The 19,078-nt window shown below is 70.2% G+C and carries 13 protein-coding genes and 2 pseudogenes; 6 read left to right on the forward strand and 9 right to left on the reverse strand.

The window, feature by feature from the left end; genetic code table 11:
* Together AOQ53_RS46880 and AOQ53_RS33330 are read right to left on the reverse strand one after the other, a co-directional pair.
* Window positions 1-1,326 (reverse strand): annotated as a pseudogene (locus tag AOQ53_RS46880) (hypothetical protein); the annotation flags it as partial.
* A 112-nt stretch (window positions 1,327-1,438) separates the two neighbouring features.
* The gene (locus AOQ53_RS33330; RefSeq protein WP_059422976.1) at window positions 1,439-1,690 is read right to left on the reverse strand and encodes a helix-turn-helix domain-containing protein; all 252 of its coding nucleotides are present in this window, start codon (window positions 1,688-1,690) and stop codon (window positions 1,439-1,441) included.
* 32 nt (window positions 1,691-1,722) lie between these two features.
* On the opposite strand from AOQ53_RS33330, the gene map reads away from it, so the two are divergent.
* Together map and AOQ53_RS33340 are read left to right on the forward strand one after the other, a co-directional pair.
* Complete coding sequence (gene map / locus AOQ53_RS33335; RefSeq protein WP_059422977.1) at window positions 1,723-2,490, forward strand: type I methionyl aminopeptidase; 768 nt, start codon at window positions 1,723-1,725, stop codon at window positions 2,488-2,490.
* Window positions 2,491-2,669: 179 nt separating this feature from the next.
* Window positions 2,670-5,201, forward strand: a complete 2,532-nt coding sequence (locus AOQ53_RS33340) for an ATP-dependent Clp protease ATP-binding subunit (protein ID WP_059422979.1) — start codon at window positions 2,670-2,672, stop codon at window positions 5,199-5,201.
* Window positions 5,202-5,253: 52 nt separating this feature from the next.
* Here the strand turns inward: AOQ53_RS33340 and ggt are convergent, their stop codons facing one another.
* Window positions 5,254-7,059, reverse strand: coding sequence for a gamma-glutamyltransferase (ggt, locus tag AOQ53_RS33345; protein ID WP_059422981.1), 1,806 nt, complete (start codon window positions 7,057-7,059; stop codon window positions 5,254-5,256).
* A 103-nt stretch (window positions 7,060-7,162) separates the two neighbouring features.
* On the opposite strand from ggt, the gene AOQ53_RS33350 reads away from it, so the two are divergent.
* Together AOQ53_RS33350 and AOQ53_RS33355 are read left to right on the forward strand one after the other, a co-directional pair.
* Entirely contained in the window at window positions 7,163-7,918 is a 756-nt protein-coding gene (locus AOQ53_RS33350) for a hypothetical protein (protein ID WP_059422983.1), read from the forward strand.
* 116 nt (window positions 7,919-8,034) lie between these two features.
* Complete coding sequence (locus tag AOQ53_RS33355; protein WP_059422985.1) at window positions 8,035-9,603, forward strand: CocE/NonD family hydrolase; 1,569 nt, start codon at window positions 8,035-8,037, stop codon at window positions 9,601-9,603.
* A 222-nt stretch (window positions 9,604-9,825) separates the two neighbouring features.
* On the opposite strand, the gene AOQ53_RS33360 is transcribed toward AOQ53_RS33355, so the two are convergent.
* Together AOQ53_RS33360 and AOQ53_RS33365 are read right to left on the reverse strand one after the other, a co-directional pair.
* Entirely contained in the window at window positions 9,826-10,569 is a 744-nt protein-coding gene (locus tag AOQ53_RS33360; RefSeq protein ID WP_059422986.1) for an amino acid ABC transporter ATP-binding protein, read from the reverse strand.
* A 156-nt stretch (window positions 10,570-10,725) separates the two neighbouring features.
* Window positions 10,726-11,133: a DUF6278 family protein gene (locus tag AOQ53_RS33365; RefSeq protein WP_059422987.1), complete on the reverse strand. Its 408-nt coding sequence runs from the start codon at window positions 11,131-11,133 to the stop codon at window positions 10,726-10,728.
* Window positions 11,134-11,353: 220 nt separating this feature from the next.
* Here AOQ53_RS33365 and AOQ53_RS33370 point away from each other — a divergent pair, with 220 nt between their 5' ends.
* The gene (locus tag AOQ53_RS33370; RefSeq protein WP_059422990.1) at window positions 11,354-13,114 is read left to right on the forward strand and encodes an SGNH/GDSL hydrolase family protein; all 1,761 of its coding nucleotides are present in this window, start codon (window positions 11,354-11,356) and stop codon (window positions 13,112-13,114) included.
* A gap of 32 nt (window positions 13,115-13,146) precedes the next feature.
* Here the strand turns inward: AOQ53_RS33370 and AOQ53_RS33375 are convergent, their stop codons facing one another.
* The 4 genes from AOQ53_RS33375 to AOQ53_RS33390 form a co-directional block, all read right to left on the reverse strand.
* Window positions 13,147-13,926, reverse strand: coding sequence for an exodeoxyribonuclease III (locus AOQ53_RS33375; RefSeq protein ID WP_059422992.1), 780 nt, complete (start codon window positions 13,924-13,926; stop codon window positions 13,147-13,149).
* A 52-nt stretch (window positions 13,927-13,978) separates the two neighbouring features.
* Window positions 13,979-14,614 carry an MBL fold metallo-hydrolase gene (locus tag AOQ53_RS33380; RefSeq protein WP_059422993.1) on the reverse strand — a complete coding sequence of 212 codons (636 nt, stop codon included), beginning with the start codon at window positions 14,612-14,614 and terminating at the stop codon, window positions 13,979-13,981.
* A 37-nt stretch (window positions 14,615-14,651) separates the two neighbouring features.
* A complete protein-coding gene (gene pcaDC, locus AOQ53_RS33385) occupies window positions 14,652-15,956 on the reverse strand; it encodes a bifunctional 3-oxoadipate enol-lactonase/4-carboxymuconolactone decarboxylase PcaDC (protein ID WP_059422996.1) in 1,305 nt (434 codons plus the stop codon).
* Window positions 15,957-16,059: 103 nt separating this feature from the next.
* Entirely contained in the window at window positions 16,060-17,265 is a 1,206-nt protein-coding gene (locus AOQ53_RS33390) for a tyrosine-type recombinase/integrase (RefSeq protein ID WP_236711907.1), read from the reverse strand.
* A 934-nt stretch (window positions 17,266-18,199) separates the two neighbouring features.
* Between AOQ53_RS33390 and AOQ53_RS33395 the strand changes: the two are divergent.
* A pseudogene (locus AOQ53_RS33395) lies at window positions 18,200-19,009 on the forward strand (NAD(P)H-dependent glycerol-3-phosphate dehydrogenase); the annotation flags it as partial.
* Between the last annotated feature and the right edge of the window lie 69 nt (window positions 19,010-19,078).

The raw sequence follows: 19,078 nt of genomic DNA on the forward strand, positions 1-19,078 counted from the left end.
CGAATACTCACCGCCCTGGACATCGGCCCGGCCACCCAGAGCCGCGAAGCCACCGGACGTGCCACCGGCCGCGGCTTCCCCGGAGGCGGCCCCACCCGCCGAATACTCACCGCCCTGGACATCGGCCCGGCCACCCAGAGCCGCGAAGCCACCGGACGTGCCACCGGACGTCCCTTCCCGGGACGTGGCCCCGCCCGCCGGATACTCGCCGTCGCGGGCATCGGCCCGGCGCTCCGCCTCCGCGTCTGTGTCCGCATGCCGGGGGTCATAACGACCGGCGGCGCCCGTCACGGCTTGCGCCGACTCGTCGCGGCGCCCCGGCGTGGCAGGCACCCCGGGGTCATACGGGCCGCCAGGGACTGATCGCATACGGCCCCGGTCCGAGGCCGGACCCCCACCCTCATGGCCGCGGGTGCTGTCCGATGCCGGACCATCACCCCCATACCCACGACCACCGCCCGACACCGGCCGGTCATCCGCATACCCACGACCACCGCCCGACACCGGCCGGTCATCCGTATACGCACGGCCCCCTGCCGACTGACCACCATCCGCCGCCGCACCGGGACTCGCCCCCGTGCCGGGCCCTGGTCGCGAACCCCCGTCCGCCGCCGCGAAGCCTCCGCCGTTCGGCCTGCGCCACGCGCCCGACCAGGTGTCGTCGTCGTCCGGGGAGCCGCCGCCGCGCGGGCCGCGCCGCCCGCCTGAGGCCGCGTCCTCCGCCACGCCCGCGCCGCCGGACACACCCGCGGCGACCCCCGGCACGCCGGCACCCCGTCCGTCCCCGTGACCCCACGCCCCGTGGGAGACGTCCCGTTCGCGGCGGTCCAGGCCGGCAATCCGCGCCCGGAGTTCCGCGCAGCGCGCTGTCGCGCGCTCGTGGTCGTCGTGGGCCCAGGCGAAGTCGAGGCGGAGGGCGTCGGCCTCTTCGCGGGTGGCGGCGGTGGCGAGGAGGCGGGTCAGGTCCGCCTGGCGTTCGGCGGCGTATTTCTGCTCGCGGAGCATGACGTCGAGCCGGTCCCGGAGGGCGTCGCGGCCACCGGGCCGGGCATCGTACGCGGCGAGCGCGGCGGCATGCAGGGACCGGGCGCGTTCCGTCTCCGGCCCCGCGCCCCCCGGGCCGTACTGCCCGGCGAGGTCCTGCAACAGTGCCTCGACCACGTCCCAGGGCGGCATCTCACGCCCGTCGAGACAGGCCCGCATGCCCTCGGGGTCACGCTGCCAGAACACCGCACACCAACCCCCGGACGGGTCCAGGCGTGCCAGCAGACCGTCCAGGTAATGCGCGAACTCCCGTACTTCATCCGGGAGCCGATCCGCCGCCATCGCTCAACTCCCGCTCGACCGGAGCACTCCGCTCAGTAGGCAACACCAGTCGTGTTACAGCCGTGCTACGGGGAGTTTTCACACACGGCGCAGGAGCCTCAGCGCCGCGTCGTCAGACCGGCACCAGTACGCACTGCCCGGCCAGCTCGTCCATCGACAGCCCGAGCGTGCCCGCCAGCGCGGCCACCGTGAAGAAGGCCGGGGTCGGAGCCCGCCCGGTCTCGATCTTCCGCAGCGTCTCCGGGGAGATGCCCGCACTCGCGGCGACCTCCGTCATGCTCCGGTCGCCACGCGCCGCACGCAGGAGCCGGCCGAGCCGCTCGCCGCGTTCGCGTTCTTCGGGGGTGAGAGGGGTGCGCACCATGCCCCCATTCTAATACCGGTATAGTAATTGGCATGGTTGAGCTGAAGACCGATAAGTCCATCGACGCGATGTACGAGGCGGGCCAGATCGTCGCCCGCGCCCTGACGGCCGCACACAAGGCCGCTGACGTGGGCGTTTCCCTGTTGGAGCTGAACGAGGTGGCGCATGACGTGCTGCGAGAGGCGGGAGCGACCTCGCCCTTCCTCGGCTACCGGCCGTCCTTCGCGCCGACCCCGTTCCCCGCCGTCCTCTGCGTCTCGGTCAACGACGCGATCGTGCACGGCATCCCCACCCGCTACCGGCTGCGCGACGGCGACCTGGTCTCCATCGACTTCGGCGCGGAACTGGGCGGCTGGGTCGGCGACTCGGCGCTCAGCTTCGCCGTGGGCACCCCGCGCGAGGCCGACCTGCGCCTGATCGAGACCGCCGAGCGTGCCCTCGCGGCCGGCATCGAGGCCGCCGTCGTCGGCAACCGCATCGGCGACATCGCCCACGCGATCGGCACCGTCTGCCGTGCCGCGGGCTACGGCATCCCCGACGGCTTCGGCGGCCACGGCATCGGCCGCCGGATGCACGAGGACCCCTCAGTGCCGAACGAGGGCCGCCCGGGGCGCGGCATGCGCCTGAGGCACGGCATGGCGCTGGCGATCGAACCCATGGTCGTCGCGGGCGGCACGGACACCTTCCACGCGGCCCCCGACGGCTGGACCCTGAAGACGGACGACGGCTCCCGCGCGGCCCACGCGGAGCACACGGTGGCGATCACGGACGCGGGGCCGAGGATCCTGACCGCACGCTGAGGCACGTCGGGATTACCCGGTTACGCCCTAAAGGTGCCCCTTGCCCACGATCGTGGGAAGGTGTTCTACGAGCGCGCCCCAGGTGTAACGGGCTGCCACCCGGGTTACCCGACCCCGGCACGTCGACCAGCGAGGGCGTCCCCCGCCCGCGCGCCGGGGACGCCGGGAACGGAAGGCCCATGAGCAGCGGCTTCACCAGCCCGGAGGGCTACGGCTCGGATCCCTTCGGAGAATTCCTCGCACGCTTCTTCGGCGGACCGCGTCCGGGTCCCCGGCAGATCGACATCGGCCGGCTGCTCAGCCAGCCGGCCCGGGAGCTCGTCCGCGGCGCCGCCCAGTACGCCGCCGAGCACGGCAGTCGGGACCTCGACACGGAGCACCTGCTGCGGGCGGCGCTGGCCACCGAGCCCACCCGGACCCTGCTGAGCAAGGCCGGCGCGAATCCCGACTCACTGGCGTCGCAGATCGACGAGCGGTCGGGCCCGGCGCAGCACACCCCGGACGACGCACCGCCCCCGACCGCGCTCTCCCTCACCCCGGCCGCCAAGCGCGCCCTGCTGGACGCGCACGACATGGCCCGGGCCCGCGGCTACGGCTACATCGGGCCGGAGCACGTGCTCAGCGCCCTGGCCTCGAACCCCGACTCGGCCGCCGGGCACATCCTGAACGCGGCCCGCTTCGCCCCCTCCAGCCCGCCCGAGGCACCGGAGGCCCCCCAGGCCGAGCGGCCGCGACCGACGAACACGCCGACCCTCGACAAGTACGGCCGTGACCTCACCGAACTGGCCCGGCAGGGCCGTATCGACCCGGTGATCGGCCGGGACGAGGAGATCGAGCAGACCGTCGAGGTGCTCTCCCGCCGCGGCAAGAACAACCCGGTGCTGATCGGTGACGCGGGCGTCGGCAAGACGGCCATCGTGGAGGGGCTGGCGCAGCGCATCTCCGAGGGGGACGTGCCCGACGTGCTGACCGGGCGCCGTGTGGTCGCCCTGGACCTGACGGGTGTGGTCGCGGGCACCCGCTACCGGGGTGACTTCGAGGAGCGGATGAACAACATCGTCGGCGAGATCCGCGCCCACTCCGACCAGTTGATCATCTTCATCGACGAGCTGCACACGGTCGTGGGCGCCGGTGCCGGTGGCGGCGACGGCAGCTCCATGGACGCCGGGAACATCCTCAAGCCGGCCCTCGCCCGCGGCGAGCTGCACATCGTGGGCGCCACCACGCTGGAGGAGTACCGCCGGATCGAGAAGGACGCGGCGCTGGCCCGTCGCTTCCAGCCGATCATGGTGCCGGAACCGACCGCGGCGGACGCGATCGAGATCCTGCGCGGCCTCCAGGACCGCTACGAGGCCCATCACCAGGTCCGCTACACCGACGAGGCGCTGGTCGCCGCCGTGGAGCTGTCCGACCGCTACCTCACCGACCGCCGGCTGCCGGACAAGGCGATCGACCTGATCGACCAGGCCGGTGCCCGGGTCCGGCTGCGCGCCCGCACCAAGGGCACCGACGTACGGAGCATGGAGCGGGAGCTGGAGCAGCTGACCCGGGACAAGGACCAGGCGGTCGCGGACGAGCAGTACGAGCAGGCCACCCAGTTGCGCGACCGGATCATGGACCTGAAGCTGCGGATCACCCAGGCGGGCGGCGACCACGAGATCGACGAGGGCCAGGACCTGGTGGTCGAGGCTGAGGCGATCGCCGAGGTGGTGTCCCGGCAGACCGGCATCCCGGTCAGCAGCCTCACCCAGGAGGAGAAGGACCGCCTGCTGCGCCTGGAGGAGCATCTGCACGAGCGGGTGGTCGGCCAGGACGAGGCAGTGCGGGTCGTCTCGGACGCGGTGCTGCGCTCCCGCGCCGGGCTCGCCAGCCCCGAACGGCCCATCGGCAGCTTCCTCTTCCTCGGCCCGACCGGCGTCGGCAAGACCGAGCTGGCCCGGGCGCTCGCCGAGGCCCTGTTCGGCAGCGAGGACCGCATGGTCCGCCTCGACATGAGCGAGTACCAGGAGCGGCACACGGTCAGCCGCCTGGTCGGCGCACCGCCCGGCTACGTCGGCCACGAGGAGGCCGGCCAGCTCACCGAGGTCGTCCGCCGGCACCCGTACTCGCTGCTCCTGCTGGACGAGGTGGAGAAGGCCCACCCGGACGTCTTCAACATCCTGCTCCAGGTCCTCGACGACGGCCGCCTCACCGACTCCCAGGGCCGCACGGTCGACTTCACCAACACCGTCATCGTGATGACCAGCAACCTCGGCTCCGAGGCGATCACCCGCCGCGGCGCCTCCGTGGGCTTCGCGTCGGGCGGCGCGGACGCGGACGAGGAGGCCCGGCGCGAACAGATCCTGCGCCCCCTGCGCGAGCACTTCCGCCCCGAGTTCCTCAACCGCATCGACGAGATCGTCGTCTTCCGCCAGCTCAGCACGGAACAGCTGCGCCGGATCACCGACCTCCTGCTGGACCGCACCAGGTCCCTTGTGCAGAGCAAGGGCATCTCGGTGACCTTCACCGACCGAGCGGTGGAATGGCTGGCCGACCACGGCTACCAGCCGGAGTACGGCGCCCGCCCGTTGCGCCGCACGATCCAGCGCGAGGTGGACAACGAGTTGTCACGACTGCTGCTGGACGGCCGAGTGTCGGAGGGCGGCCAGGTGACGGTGGACACGGAGGACGGCCACCTGACATTCCGAACGGAGACGACTGCAACGCCCTGAAGGGGCGCGGGGAACCGCGCGAACAGCCCCCACGCACCCGCAGACGAACCCCTCAGCGCGCCGGCCGCACCACCATCGCAGCCCCTCCCCCTCGCCGTACCGTCTCCGCGGCTGCCAGCCACTTCCCACCGGGCAGCCGCTGAACACCAGTAGCCGCACCGATCTCCGCGTTCGGCTTGAAGGAGTGCCCAATGGCCTCCAACTGCTTCCTCAACTCGGCGTTGCCGTACAGCCCGGGTTCCAGCTCGGTCTGCGCAGCGTTTCGCTGACTGGCCCGAGGCGCCGCGATCGCGTCGACCAGCGGCAACCCCCGGTCGAGGAACCCGACCAGCGTCTGCAGAACCGTCGTGATGATCGTCGCCCCGCCCGGCGACCCCAGCGCCACCACGGGCCTGTCATGCCGGTCGAGAACGATCGTCGGCGACATGGACGACCGCGGCCGCTTCCCCGGCCCCGGCAGGTTCGGGTCGTGCACCGCGGGGTTCGCCGGGGTGAAGGAGAAGTCCGTCAACTCGTTGTTGAGGATGAACCCCCGCCCAGGCACGGTGATCCCGCTGCCGCCCGTCTGCTCGATGGTGAGGGTGTAAGAGACGACGTTCCCCCACTTGTCGGCCACGGTCAGATGCGTGGTGCTGTCACCTTCGTAGGTGGTGGGAGCGGCCGTGCCACCGGAGCCGCACGCCTTCGGGTCGCGCGGATCACCCGGCGCCACAGGACTCGTGAGCACCGCGTCGTCCTTGATCAGGCACTCGCGCGAGTCGGCGAACCGCTGCGACAGCAGTTCCTTCGTCGGTACGGCCTCGAAGGCCGGGTCGCCCACCCAGCGGCCCCGGTCCGCGAAGGCGATCCGGCTGGCCTCGATGTAGCGGTGCAGATACTTCGCCTGGCTCGCCTTCGACAGGTCGGTCCGCTCCAGGATGTTGAGCGCCTCGCCGACCGTCGTACCGCCGGATGAGGACGGTGCCATGGAGTAGACGCCGAGGCCGCGGTACGAGGACTTGGTGGGTGCCTGGAGCTTGGTGCGGTAGGCGGTCAGGTCCCTCTCGGACAGGTCGCCGGGACGGGCGTTCCAGCCGGAGGCCGGGTCCACGGGCGGTTTGTTGACCGTGTCGACGATGTCCCGGCCGATGTCACCGCGGTAGAGGGCGCCTACGCCCTTGCGCGCCAGCTCCGCGTAGGTGCGGGCGAGGTCGGGGTTCTTGAAGGTGGAGCCGACGGCGGGGAGCCGTCCGCCGGGCAGGAACAGCTCGGCGGTGTCCGGGAAGTAGCGGAAGCGGGTCTCGTTGGACGCCGTCTGCGAGCGGAACGTCTCATCGACCGTGAAACCGTCACGGGCGAGCCGCTCGGCCGGCTTCAGGACGCTCGCGATCCGCTTGCTGCCCCACCGGTCGAGCGCCGTCTGCCAGGTGGCGGGCGTGCCCGGGGTGCCGACGCTCAGGCCGCTGCTGACGGCCTGGGCGAAGGGAACGGGCTTGCCGTTCTCGACGAACAGGTTCTTGTCAGCGGTGAGCGGGGCGGTCTCGCGGCCGTCGATGGTGTGGACCCTGCGGGACTTGGCGTCGTAGTAGACGAAGTAGCCGCCTCCGCCGACGCCGGCCGAGTAGGGCTCGGTGACGCCGAGCGCGGCGGCCGTGGCGACGGCCGCGTCGACGGCGTTGCCGCCCTTGCGCAGGACCTCGATCCCGGCGGCTGAGGCGTCCCGGTCGACGCTGGAGACGGCGCCGCCGTAACCGACGGCCAGGGGCGTCTTCTCACCGCCGGTGCCCTGCGCGGTGGGCGGCGCCGCCGCTCCCACCGACACCACCACGGCGGCCGAAACCGCCAGGACCGTCAGATTCCGTGCGACAGGGCGACGCATCCGCACCTCCAGTAAAAGGCCGTCCGCGCAGCTTAATTCATCGCCATGGCCGCGTCAGGAATGCGTCGAACACCGGTGCGTCGGCCCGCTAGCATGCGCGCCCATGAATGACGACGTGCGCAACATCGTCCTGGGGGTGGTCGCGGCGGGTATCAGCGCCGCGCTCGGCTGGGTGGCCCGCACCTACCTGTGGAAGCGCAAGCTCCGCCGGAAGCAGGCCTTCTTCGGACTGCCCGACAACTCGGAATCGCTGCTGGTGGTGAACCGGGGTGCCGCGGGACCCGAGTTCGCCGTGATGCGCTACGACGTGTTCGCGCTGCTCGAACTCGCCGCGTTGATCAAGGACTGCAACGCCCACGCCCAGATCCTCCCGCACGACACGGCCCGTCAGGGCTTCGGCGAGCGCACCGAGTTCTGCGTGGGCGGACCGGCGTCCAACCGCCGTATGGCCGCCCACCTGTCTTCTCTGCTGCCTGGTGTGCGGGTGAACGTCGACGCCGAACCGAGCCCGGACCGTGGCTCGTTCCTGATCGGTTCCGAGCGCTACCGCGTGGAGAACGGCAAGGAGGAGTACGCCCTGCTCGCCCGGCTCACCGCGGAGCGGAGCCAGCACCCCCGTCCCGTCTTTCTCTTCTGCGGTCAGACGTCGATCACGAACCAGGCCACCACCCGCTATCTCGCCCGCAACCACGAACGGCTGGCCCGCAAGTACGGCAACAACTCGTTCGCGCTGCTGCTGAAGGTGATCAACTCACAGGCGTACGGGCCGGACGTCGTCGAGATGGTGGAGGACGTGACGCGCGCGGCACAGACGCCACTCCCCGCCCCGGCTCCACGCAACAGCCACCGGGCCCCCTGAAGTCCTCCACTTGTCAACAATCGTTACTGGCACGTAACTTACCGACGGGTTACCACTGGTAAGGGGGCGAGGTTACCGTCTGGTCACTTTGCACTGACACGAGTGAGGAGTGACCCGTGGGACGTCACCGCAAGGCCCTGCGCACCACCGCCGTAGGCGCCGTCTCGGCGACCCTGGTCGCCGGTACAGCCCTCGGCCTCGCCCCCACCGCCCAGGCGGCGCCGAGCACGATCCGGTTCGTCGACATCACCGGCGACGGCGGCACGGTCCTCAAGGCCAACGTCGTCACCCCGGCCGGCGCCGGCGGCACGCACCGCTACCCGCTGCTCGTCATGCCCACGAGTTGGGGTCTGCCCCAGGTCGAGTATCTGGCCCAGGCTCAGAAGCTCGCCGACTCCGGGTACGTCGTGGTCACCTACAACGTGCGCGGCTTCTGGCAGTCGGGCGGCGAGATAGAAGTCGCGGGCCCGCCCGACGTGGCCGACGCCTCGAAAGTCATCGACTGGGCGCTCGCCAACACTCCCTCGGACGCCGGGCACATCGGCATGGCGGGCGTCTCCTACGGCGCCGGCATCAGCCTGCTCACCGCCGCGCACGACAAGCGGGTCCGGGCCGTCGCCTCGCTGAGCGGCTGGGCCGACCTGATCGGCTCGATCTACTCCGGGCGCACCCAGCACGTCCAGGCCGCCGCCCTGCTGGACGGCGCGAGTCTGGTCACGGGCCGGCAGGGCGCCGAACTCCGGCAGGTCTTCGACGACTTCTACGCCTCCAACCTGGCAAAGGAGCCGGAGCTCATCGCCTGGGGGAAGAAACGTTCAGCTGCGACCTACGTCGACCAGATCAACAAGAACGGCGCGGCGATCATGCTCGCCAACGCCTGGGGCGACACGGTCTTCCCGCCGAACCAGTACGCCGACTTCTACGAGAAGCTGACCGGCCCGAAGCGGCTGGAGATGCGCCCCGGGGACCACGCCACCGCCGAACTGACCGGCCTGTTCGGGCTGCCCAACGACGTGTGGAAGGACACCGAGCGCTGGTTCAACCACTACCTCAGGGGCGAGGACAACGGCATCGACCGGGAACAGCCCGTCCAGCTCAAGTCCCGCTCCACCGGCGGCTACGAGGGCTACCCCGACTGGAAGTCGGTCGCCGCGACGAACCGGAAGATCGACCTCGCGGGCGCGACCACGATCCGCACGAACGTGAACTCGGGGGCCGACGGCGGAGTCGTCTTCCTGTCCAGCATCCTCGACCAGGTGGCCCGGCTGCCCCCGGTCGCCTCCATCCCGCTGCTCCCCCGCCGCTGGGCCGCCGTGTGGCAGTCGGAGAAGTACGCCACGGCCCAACAGGTACGCGGAACGGCAAAGTTGCACACGACCCTCACCCCGACCAAGGAGAGCGGCACCCTCGTCGCCTACCTGTACGACGTGGGGCCGCTCGGCCTCGGCAAGCTGGTCTCCCACGCGCCGTACACCTTCCACGGACGCGCCCCCGGAAAGCCGTTCGGCGTCGACCTGGAGCTGTACTCCACGGCCTACGACGTCCCGGCCGGGCACCGCCTCGCCCTGGTCGTCGACACGATCGACCCGCTCTACATCGAGCACAACCCGTCCGGCGCGCAGCTGACCTTCTCCTCGCCGGCGAACGACCCGTCGTACGTGTCGGTTCCGCTGCGCGAGCAGTGATCTCCGGCTGCCGCCGGACGGGCCTGGCCGATGTGAACCGCCGCCCCCGTGGCCGACAGGGCCATGGGGGCCGCACCCGGCGGGAGTGACCCGCGGAGCGGGCGGGCGGTCTGCTCACCCCGGGCGGATCGGCGGAATTCGGCGAAGTCCCCCTCTCCGACAGGGATGAAGGGAACATGGTAGTCGAGGTCCGATGCGACGAGCCGTCCGGAGCCCCGCCGCTCAGTGCTTGAGGATCTTGGAGAGGAAGTCCTTGGCGCGGTCGCTGGTGGGGTTGGTGAAGAACTCGTCGGGGGTGCGGTCCTCGACGATCCGGCCGTCGGCCATGAAGACGACGCGGTTGGCGGCCGAGCGGGCGAAGCCCATCTCGTGCGTGACGACGATCATGGTCATGCCGTCGCGGGCCAGTTGCCTCATGACCTCCAGCACCTCGTTGATCATCTCCGGGTCGAGGGCCGAGGTCGGCTCGTCGAAGAGCATCGCCTTGGGCTCCATGGCCAGGGCGCGGGCGATGGCCACGCGCTGCTGCTGGCCGCCGGAGAGCTGCGCCGGGTACTTGTCCGCCTGGTCGGCGACGCCGACCCGGTCGAGCAGTTCACGGGAGCGCTTGTCGGCGTCCTCCTTCTTGCGCCCGCGCACCTTCACCTGCCCCAGGGAGAGGTTCTGCAGGACGGTCTTGTGGGCGAAGAGATTGAACGCCTGGAAGACCATCCCGACGTCGGCGCGCAGCCGCGCGAGGGGCTTGCCCTCCTCCGGCAGCGGCTGCCCGTCGAGGATGATCTGTCCGGACTCGATGGTCTCCAGACGGTTGATCGCCCGGCACAGTGTCGACTTTCCCGACCCCGACGGGCCGATGACCACGACCACCTCCCCCCTGCCGACGGTGAGGTTGATGTCCTGGAGGACATGCAGCTCCCCGAAGTGCTTGTTGACGTCACGCAGCTCGATCAGCGGATCGACGGCCATGCTCAGCCCTACTCACTCTCAGCTGTGTGGTGGTGGCCGCAACGTATCCAGGCAAGATCGGACTTGTCGGGCGACACGCACTTTTCGATCATTAGCCGTATTTACGGCGGACTTTGGGCCAAAGCTTCTGAAGATCAAGGGTTCTGTAGACCAGTCTCACGCCTCCGCGACTTCCGCGTACAGCTGGGACAGCTCGGGCACGCCGTTCGCGGCCCATTCGTGACCGGAGTCCACGACGTCGAGCTCCCGGCCGGAGGCGAGCCGCACGACGGGCTGCCCGTCGGACCGGATCTCCCAGGCGGCTCCCGGTACGGTGCGCACGATGACGGTGCCCAGGTAGAGCCCGGCGTCGTTGCCGAGCCAGGTCAGGGTCTCCTCGTCGTCCCGCCAGCGTGGCACGAGCTGGTCCAGCGCCTCCAGCGAGGTCGCCGAGTCGTCCAGCCGGACACCCGCCCGGGACGCCTGGGAGCGGAGCAGTTCACACTCGGCAAGGAGTTCCGCGATGCCTGCCGGATCGGGAACCCCGAGCTTCCGGCGCCGGTTGCCCAGGAAAGGGATGTTCATATGTCCAGCGTGTCATTCGTACCGCCGTACGCACCACAGGCGCGCGGGCTCGCCGGTTCCTGACAAGTTCACGCCGAGTTCGTGCAGGGCTCGTTGACGGGCCTCTGCCGTCTCCCTAGTTTCACCGTGCGTCGTGCGCCTCGGCTTTCGTCGTGTCTTCTGTTCCGTCCCTGCGTTTCGTCTTGTTGCGTCGTGTGTCGATGAGCGGGAGGAGTCGGCCGTGCGCCGATGTGTCCGGGGGATCCTGATCGTCCTGGCCCTGTGCGGGTCCCTGGTGCCGACGGTGCCGGCACAGGCCGCCGAGGAGCGGCGGGCCACGCCGGTGCCGCTTGAGCGGCTGTTCGACAACGTCGCCGTCAGCGACGACGGACGGCCCGCGCAGGCCGACTTCGACGGTGCCGGTGCCTCCCTGTCGGCACGGGACCTCACGGCCGCGGGCTGGACGCCCGGCCGCGGTCTCACCGTCCAGGGGGCCCGGCTGGCCTGGCCGCGGCGGCAGCCCGGCGAGCCGGACAACGTCCGCGCGGCCGGCCAGGACGTACGCGTCACGGGGCGCGGAGACGCCCTCGCCTTCCTGGTGGCGGGCACCGCCGGCACCGAAGTGGGCGGCCCGGGCGTGATCACGTATGCGAACGGCAGCCGCTCCGGGTACCGGCTGACCGCGCCCGACTGGCGCACCGGGCCGCTCGCCACGAAGGCGGTGGCCCTGCCTCACATCAACACGCCCGGCGGGCAACTCGCCGAGCGGGCCCGCCTGTACGTCGTGACGGTGCCGCTGGCGCCGGGGAGCCCGGTCGCCTCGGTCCGGCTGCCGCGCGCGGCCGGACTGCACGTCTTCGCCGTGTCGGTCCGGACCGCGACGCGGGGGTGGACGGGCAGCTGGGCGACGTCCATCTCCGGCTACACCGCCGTCGGGCCCTGGACGGACCGGACGCTGCGGCTCGTGGTGCACACATCGGCCGGCGGGCCCCGGGTGCGGGTGCGGTTCGACAACACCTTCGCGGCGGCGCCGGTACGGATCGGCAGCGCGACGGTCGCCGTGCAGGCGTCGGGTGCGGCCGCACGCGGGACGCCGGTGCCGCTGTCCTTCGGTGGTTCGGGGGACGTGGAGATCCCGGCCGGGGCCCAGGCGTACAGCGATCCGCTGGGCTTCGCCGTCCCGGCTGGCGCCAACCTGCTGGTGAGCTTCCACCTGCCCGGCACGGTGGCGGCGGCGCCCGTGCACCGGCTCGCGCAGCAGCGGTCGTACGTCAGCGGGCCGGGCGACCACGCGGCGGACGGCTCCGCGGACGCGTACACATCGGTGATCAGCAGCTGGCCGCTGCTCGCCGGGGTCGACGTGAGCGGCGGGCCCGGATCCGTCGTGCTGCTCGGGGACTCCATCACCGACGGCGACAAGTCCACGGTGGACGCGAACCGGCGGTGGCCGGACGTGCTGGCCGGCCGGCTGCTGAAGCAGACCACGGTCCCGCGCTACGGCGTGCTGAACCAGGGCATCTCGGGCAACCGCGTGGTCACCGACCGGTACCCCGGCGACGGGGTGTCCACGGACGCGGCCGGGGTGAGCGCCCTGCACCGGTTCGACCGCGACGTCCTCGCCCAGCCGTCGGCCCGTACGGCCGTCGTCTTCGAAGGCGTCAACGACGTGCGCTGGGGCACGTCGGCGGAGCAGGTGATCACAGGGCTGCGGGAGCTGGCGGCACGCGGGCACGCCCGGGGCGTCAGGATGCTCGCGGCGACGATCCTGCCGTGCGAGGGCGAGGCGCGCTGCACGGCCGCCGTCGACGCCGAGCGGGTCGCGGTGAACGAGTGGATCCGGGCCGGCGGGGTCTTCGACGGCGTGCTCGACTTCGACGCGGTGGTCCGCGATCCGCAGCGGCCGTCCCGGATGCTGCCCGCGTACGACAGCGGGGACCACCTGCATCCGGGCGACGCGGGGCTGGCGGCCCTGGCGGACTCGGTCGACCTGCGGCTGCTCTAGAGCCTGTCGTGTGGGTCAGGTCGCAGGCCGTTCTAGACGTCGAGGTCCACCACGACCGGCGCGTGGTCCGACGCGCCCTTGCCCTTGCGCTCCTCGCGGTCCACGTACGCGTCCTTGACCGCCTTCGTGAACGGCTGGTTGGCGTACACCAGGTCGATGCGCATGCCGCGGTTCTTCGGGAAGCAGAGCTGGCGGTAGTCCCAGTACGTGAACGGGTGCTCGTACTTGAGGGGCCGCGGGACCACGTCGGACAGGCCCGCCTCGCGCAGGGAGGCGAGGGCGGCGCGCTCGGCCGGGGTGACGTGGGTGGAGCCCTCGAAGGCCGCGCGGTCGTAGACGTCGTCGTCCGTCGGCGCCACGTTGTAGTCGCCCATCACCGCGAAGGGGCGGCTGCCGGACGCGTCACCGGCGACGGCGGCCTTGAGGGCCTCGAACCACTGGAGCTTGTAGGCGTAGTGGGGGTGGTCGACCTCACGGCCGTTCGGCACGTAGACCGACCAGACGCGGAGTGGGCCGCACGTCGCCGAGATGGCGCGGGGCTCCACCGAGCCGTCGAACCCGGGGTCACCGGGCAAGCCCTTGACGACGTCCTCGATGCCGACGCGGGAGAGCACCGCCACGCCGTTCCACCGGCCGGTCGCGTGGACCGCCGCCTCGTAGCCCAGCTCGCGCAGCTGCTCCGCCGGGAACTGGTCCTCGGCGACCTTGGCCTCCTGGAGGCACAGCACGTCCGTGCCGCTGCTCTCCAGCCAGGCCAGGAGCCTCGGCAGGCGGGCGGTGATCGAGTTCACGTTCCAGGTCGCGATGCGCATGTCCCACAACCTACCCGGCGGGTCTGACAACGCGGCCCGGTCCCCTGGAGCCTCAGACCTCGGCGGAGTCTCCCGGTGTCAGCCGCAGGTGCTCCGAGCCGCCGAGCTGCCCGATCTGGCGGTCGTAGATCGGGCGGGCGAGATCCGTGAGGTAGGCGTCGTGGACGTCGTAGGCGCGCTGCGGCTTGACTTCGCGGACGTAGTCGATGACCTCCGAGATCTTGCTCCAGGGGGCCATCACCGGGAGCATCAGCGTCTCGACCCGGTGGCCGGGGACGGTGAAGGCGTCGCCGGGGTGGAAGACCTTGCCGCCGTCGACGAGGAAGCCGACGTTGGTGATCCGCGGGATGTCCGGGTGGATCACCGCGTGGAGCTCGCCGTGGACCTGGATTTCGAAGCCGGCGGCGGTGAAGGTGTCGCCGTGGCCGACCGTGTGCACGCGGCCGGGGAAGGCGGACGAGATCTTCTCCGCGACGGACTTCAGGGTCCAGATCCGCGCGGCCGGGTTGTTCTCCATCGCGGCGCGCAGCCGGAACTCGTCGAAGTGGTCGGGGTGCTCGTGGGTGACGAGGATCGCGTCCGCGCCGAGCGCGGCGTCCTCCTCGCTGAACCCGCCGGGGTCGAGGACGAGGGTGCGGCCGTCCTTCTCGAGGCGGACGCAGGCGTGCGACTTCTTCGTGAGCTTCATGATTCCATCCTGCCTCCGCGCTCCCCCGCGGACTCACTCACTCCTGGGGCGTGGTCTCCTCGCGGATGACCTGCTGGGCGACCTTGAACGCGCTGTTCGCCGCCGGTACGCCGCAGTAGACGGCCGCCTGGAGCAGCACCTCCTTGATCTCGCCCGGGGTGAGGCCGTTGCGCAGCGCCGCTCTGGTGTGGAAGGCCAGCTCGTCCAGGTGTCCGCCGGCGACCAGGGCGGTGAGGGTGACACAGCTGCGAGTGCGGCGGTCGAGGCCGGGGCGGTCCCAGATCTCGCCCCAGGCGTAGCGGGTGATGAACTCCTGGAAGTCCCCGGAGAACTCGTCGGCCTGCGCCAGCGACCGGTCGACGTGCGCGTCGCCCAGCACTTCACGGCGGACCTTGAGCCCGGCGTCGTAGGGGTCGGGCCGTCCTTGTGGCTGCTGCGGTACGACCGGGGCGATCTCGGCGACGGGCCCGCTCTGGACGGGCTGTGCGGGGGCGGCGGACAGGACCGGCTTGACTGCGGCCGCGGGCAGGGCGGTCTGGCCGGTGGAGGTCTCGAAGGCGGGCTGCCAGGCGGTGGAGAAGTGCCGCACCAGGAGGTCGGTGACGGCCGCTGGCTGCTCCACCGGAACCAGGTGGGAGGCGCCGGGGACGACGGCGAGGCGGGCGTCCGGGATGCCGGCGACCAGGGTGCGGGCCTCGGCGGGGCCGGTGACCTGGTCGTCCGATCCGACGAGGACCAGGGTCGGCACGCCAACGCGTCCGAGCTCGGCCCGGACGTCGAAGGAGGCGAGCGCCTCGCAGGCGGCGATGTAGCAGCCGGGGTCGGTGGTGCGCACCATCTGCACGGCCCACTCGGTGATCGCGGGCTGGGCGGCGGCGAACCCACCGGTGAACCAACGGTCGGGGGCCGTGCGGGCGATGGGGTCGAGACCGTTCGTCCGGACGATCACCCCTCTCTGCCGGAACTCGTCGGCCGTGCCGAAGCGCGGCGAGGCGGCGATCAGCGCGAGGGAGGCGAGCCGCTCGGGGTGGCGCAGGGCCAGCTCGATGCCGACCGCGCCGCCGAGGGCGCAGCCCGCGTAGCCGAAGCGCTGCACGCCCAGCGCTTCGAGGGTGGTCAGCAGCCGTGTGGTGAGGTCCGTGACCGAGCCCGCCGGGTACGCGGGGGCGCCGCCGTGTCCCGGCATGTCGAACCGGAAGACACGCCACTGCTTGATCAGCTCGGGGATCTGGCGGTCCCACATGTGCCATGTGGTACCCAGTGAGGGACCCAGGATCAGGACGGGAGCCTCTTCTGGCCCGTCAAAGCGGTATTGCAGGGTGTTCGGTGGTGTCTGGCTCACCCGTCCGAGCCTCTCATCTGTCACAAGATGTCACATCGCTGGGGTGAATCTACCGGGCCTCGTCCCACCCTCGCCAAGTCGCTCGATTGGTAGTCCTCATGGGTCACGCCTTCTCCTCCTCCGCAGCCCCATGCAGGCCATCCCATGTGGTGGCGGCTCCGCGAAGATCCTCTACATCCGGCTTGACGTACCACCGCTTGGTTGTCTTTACGTTCGTATGCCCAGCCCATCGCGCGAGGATGTGGTCCGGGACACCGTTGCTGGCCAGGAAGGTAAAGCACGACGCGCGTGCGTCGTAAAGCCTGACGCGCCGGAGTCCGAGAAGCTCCATAAGCCGGTACGCGCGCCGACGAAGTTGCTTGATCGTGAAGGCATCCCCTGCTTCGTGCACCAACACATAGCCGGACACCACGTACGCTTCCCCCAGAGCGAGCCTCTCATCCACTTGGAGAGCCCTGAACGCCTTGAGAGCGGCTAGCACCAGAGCCGGCAGCGGCAGAACCCGCTCGCCCGCAAGAGGCTTGGTGTCCTTCTCCACTACGTACCGATTGCCCATCATCGTGCGCGTGTTGGCAATGACAATCGTGGCGTTTCCCAAGTCAACGTCATCCCACCGAAGGCCGCAGACTTCAGCTGGACGGAGCCCCATCAGCGAAAGAAGAAGCGCAGCGTATAGACGCTCCCCCCTAATACCCTGGATGAACTTCTGAACCTCCTGGACATTCCAGGGCTGCACCTCCTCTTTACTTTTCCGCTCCTCCTTGCGTGCCCTACGGGGTATGGTCACGTGTGCAGCGACATTTACCTGCACCAACCGCCGGGTAACGGCCCTCCCCAGAGCTTCCTTCAGCCGAGCAAGGCTCATATCCACACTTGTGACTCCGAGTGGCGTACCAGCCCTTTTGCCACGCGCACGGCCATGCGTCAGCGCCCAGTCTCTCCACTCTTCCACATGCTCTTCAGTAAGGTCCTGGAGGCGGATGTTGCCAAGTCTCCCCCGAACTCGGTCCAGGGTAATCCTGTAGCTGTAGATGGTGGTTTCTTCGAGGTCGTCGGCTTTCAGATCCAACCACCGGTCGAGCCATTCGTTCACGGTGATCTTGTTGGGCGGCACGAACGAGCCCTCGTTCCGCCGGTTAGTTATGCTCGCGTACTCAGCCTTCGCTTCCTTCAATGAATCGAAGGTGCGCCTCAACTGCTTTCGCTTCCCGGTCTCGGGGTCGATCCCTACATCGACAACAAACCGATATCTAACCTTCCCTTTCGAGTTCGACTGAAGCCTCTTGATCGGATCGGACAGAATACTCACTCTCCTTGACCTTAGGGGACGAACTGGCTGCGTTGCCCGCTGCGGCTCCACCGCCAAGCACAGCCGTGCGAACAGCGTCAATGCTCTGCACGATCCCCGGTTTCGGTAACCGGGGATCATCTGCTATCTATCGCCCTGCGCGACGAGGGCCTGTCCCTCGCTGCCCCGATTCGGCATCGGTCAAGCGGCCAGCCGCTAGGTCCCGACGAGTTACTGCTGAGAGGTGCACCGCGATGTATGAGAGGGTCGCGCGGGCAACGCAATGTCAGCGCTGTAGCAGATCCTCACCGAACAGCCCACCGGCGCAGACACAGAGACTGACCACCGTGTCCAGGGCTCTGCAGTTCCCCGTCTCCTGGGCGATCCACGCGTTCATAGCTCCGAGCGCTAAGAGGACGGGGGCTGTGAAGCGGGCAGATCGGATTTGCGGGATTTGACAGGTGGACCTTGGACCTCCTTGGGGTTGCGCTCGGTCATGGCACCGAGTAGCGCGGGCTGGGGACTGGGGACGGCCGACCATCTGCCGGTTCGGCCCGGAGGCCCACATACCTTCACTGACCTGGTGTTTTCCAGGTCGTTGTACGTTGACATGATCCCGGTGGAGGTTCCAGTCCGTTGGGGCTGTTTCCCGTCTGCCGTGAGCTGAAGGTCTCCGGCAGGCACTCACTCGCTGCTCGGGGCCTCGCTGCACATGTATGGACGCCTCAGTCACGCCGCCGAAACGGGAAGCGGCAGTGCGCGAGCTGGGCTAGGTGCAGAGGAAAGACGCTGCGCGAGGCGCACCGGGTGCTGCCCGCACTGCCGAGCCGTCGCACCGTCCTGCTGGCCTTGCGGTGCCCCTCGACATTCCGGCCGCGCCTGGCACGGCCGATAGAATGTCCGGGCCCGGCCGCCGCCCCGGTGAGGGGCCCGTGTCCGGCGAGAGGACCCCGCAGTGAGCCAGCACCGTTCCGCCCGTGCGGCGGTGTTCTCGGCCGGGTCCTGGGGTACCGCAGTCGCCAAGATCCTGGCCGACGCCGGCACCGACGTCATCGTGCACGCCCGACGGGACGAGATCGCCGACGCGATCAACACGGTTCACCGCAACCCTGGTTACTTCCCGGACGTCGAGCTGCCTGTCTCCCTGGCGGCCACGACCGACCCGGCCGCCGCGCTTCACCGCGCGGACTACCTCGTGCTGTCCATCCCCGCGCAGTCCCTGCGGACCAACCTCGCTCTGTGGACGCCGCACATTGGGCCCGACACCGTGATCGTGTCTCTGATGAAGGGCATCGAACTGTGCAGCGGGCAGCTGGCGAGCCAGGTCATCACCGAGGTGACCGGTGTCAGTGCGGACCGGGTCGCGGTGCTGTCGGGCCCGAACCTCGCCCGCGAGATCATGGACGGCGAGCCCGCCGCCGCCACCGTCGCCTGCCCCGACGAGGCGGCCGCCCGCCGCTTTCAGCAGGCGTGCCGCACCCCGTACTTCCGGCCCTACACCAGCACCGACATCATCGGCTGCGAGCTGGGTGGCGCGGTGAAGAACGTCATCGCCCTGGCGGTCGGCATCGCCTCGGGCATGGGCCTGGGCGACAACGCCTCGGCGATGCTCATCACTCGCGGGCTGGCGGAGACCACCCGGCTGGCTGTGGCCATGGGCGCTCAGCCAGCCACCCTCGCGGGGCTTGCCGGCCTCGGCGACCTCGTGGCCACCTGCTCCTCCCCGCTCTCCCGCAACCGCTCCTTCTTTGGGACTGTAAATCGTTCGGCTCTGGCCCGTAGTCGGTGGTGACGCCGGATAGCCATTCGCGGTCATGATCTTGCGATGGATATC

The organism is Streptomyces azureus (assembly GCF_001270025.1).
GTDB lineage: Bacteria > Actinomycetota > Actinomycetes > Streptomycetales > Streptomycetaceae > Streptomyces > Streptomyces azureus.

Coding starts and splice junctions, on each gene's coding strand:
- AOQ53_RS33330 (WP_059422976.1), bottom strand. CDS start 1,690: ATGGTGCGCACCCCTCTCACCCCCGAAGAACGCGAACGCGGCGAGCGG.
- map (WP_059422977.1), top strand. CDS start 1,723: ATGGTTGAGCTGAAGACCGATAAGTCCATCGACGCGATGTACGAGGCG.
- AOQ53_RS33340 (WP_059422979.1), top strand. CDS start 2,670: ATGAGCAGCGGCTTCACCAGCCCGGAGGGCTACGGCTCGGATCCCTTC.
- ggt (WP_059422981.1), bottom strand. CDS start 7,059: ATGCGTCGCCCTGTCGCACGGAATCTGACGGTCCTGGCGGTTTCGGCC.
- AOQ53_RS33350 (WP_059422983.1), top strand. CDS start 7,163: ATGAATGACGACGTGCGCAACATCGTCCTGGGGGTGGTCGCGGCGGGT.
- AOQ53_RS33360 (WP_059422986.1), bottom strand. CDS start 10,569: ATGGCCGTCGATCCGCTGATCGAGCTGCGTGACGTCAACAAGCACTTC.
- AOQ53_RS33365 (WP_059422987.1), bottom strand. CDS start 11,133: ATGAACATCCCTTTCCTGGGCAACCGGCGCCGGAAGCTCGGGGTTCCC.
- AOQ53_RS33375 (WP_059422992.1), bottom strand. CDS start 13,926: ATGCGCATCGCGACCTGGAACGTGAACTCGATCACCGCCCGCCTGCCG.
- AOQ53_RS33380 (WP_059422993.1), bottom strand. CDS start 14,614: ATGAAGCTCACGAAGAAGTCGCACGCCTGCGTCCGCCTCGAGAAGGAC.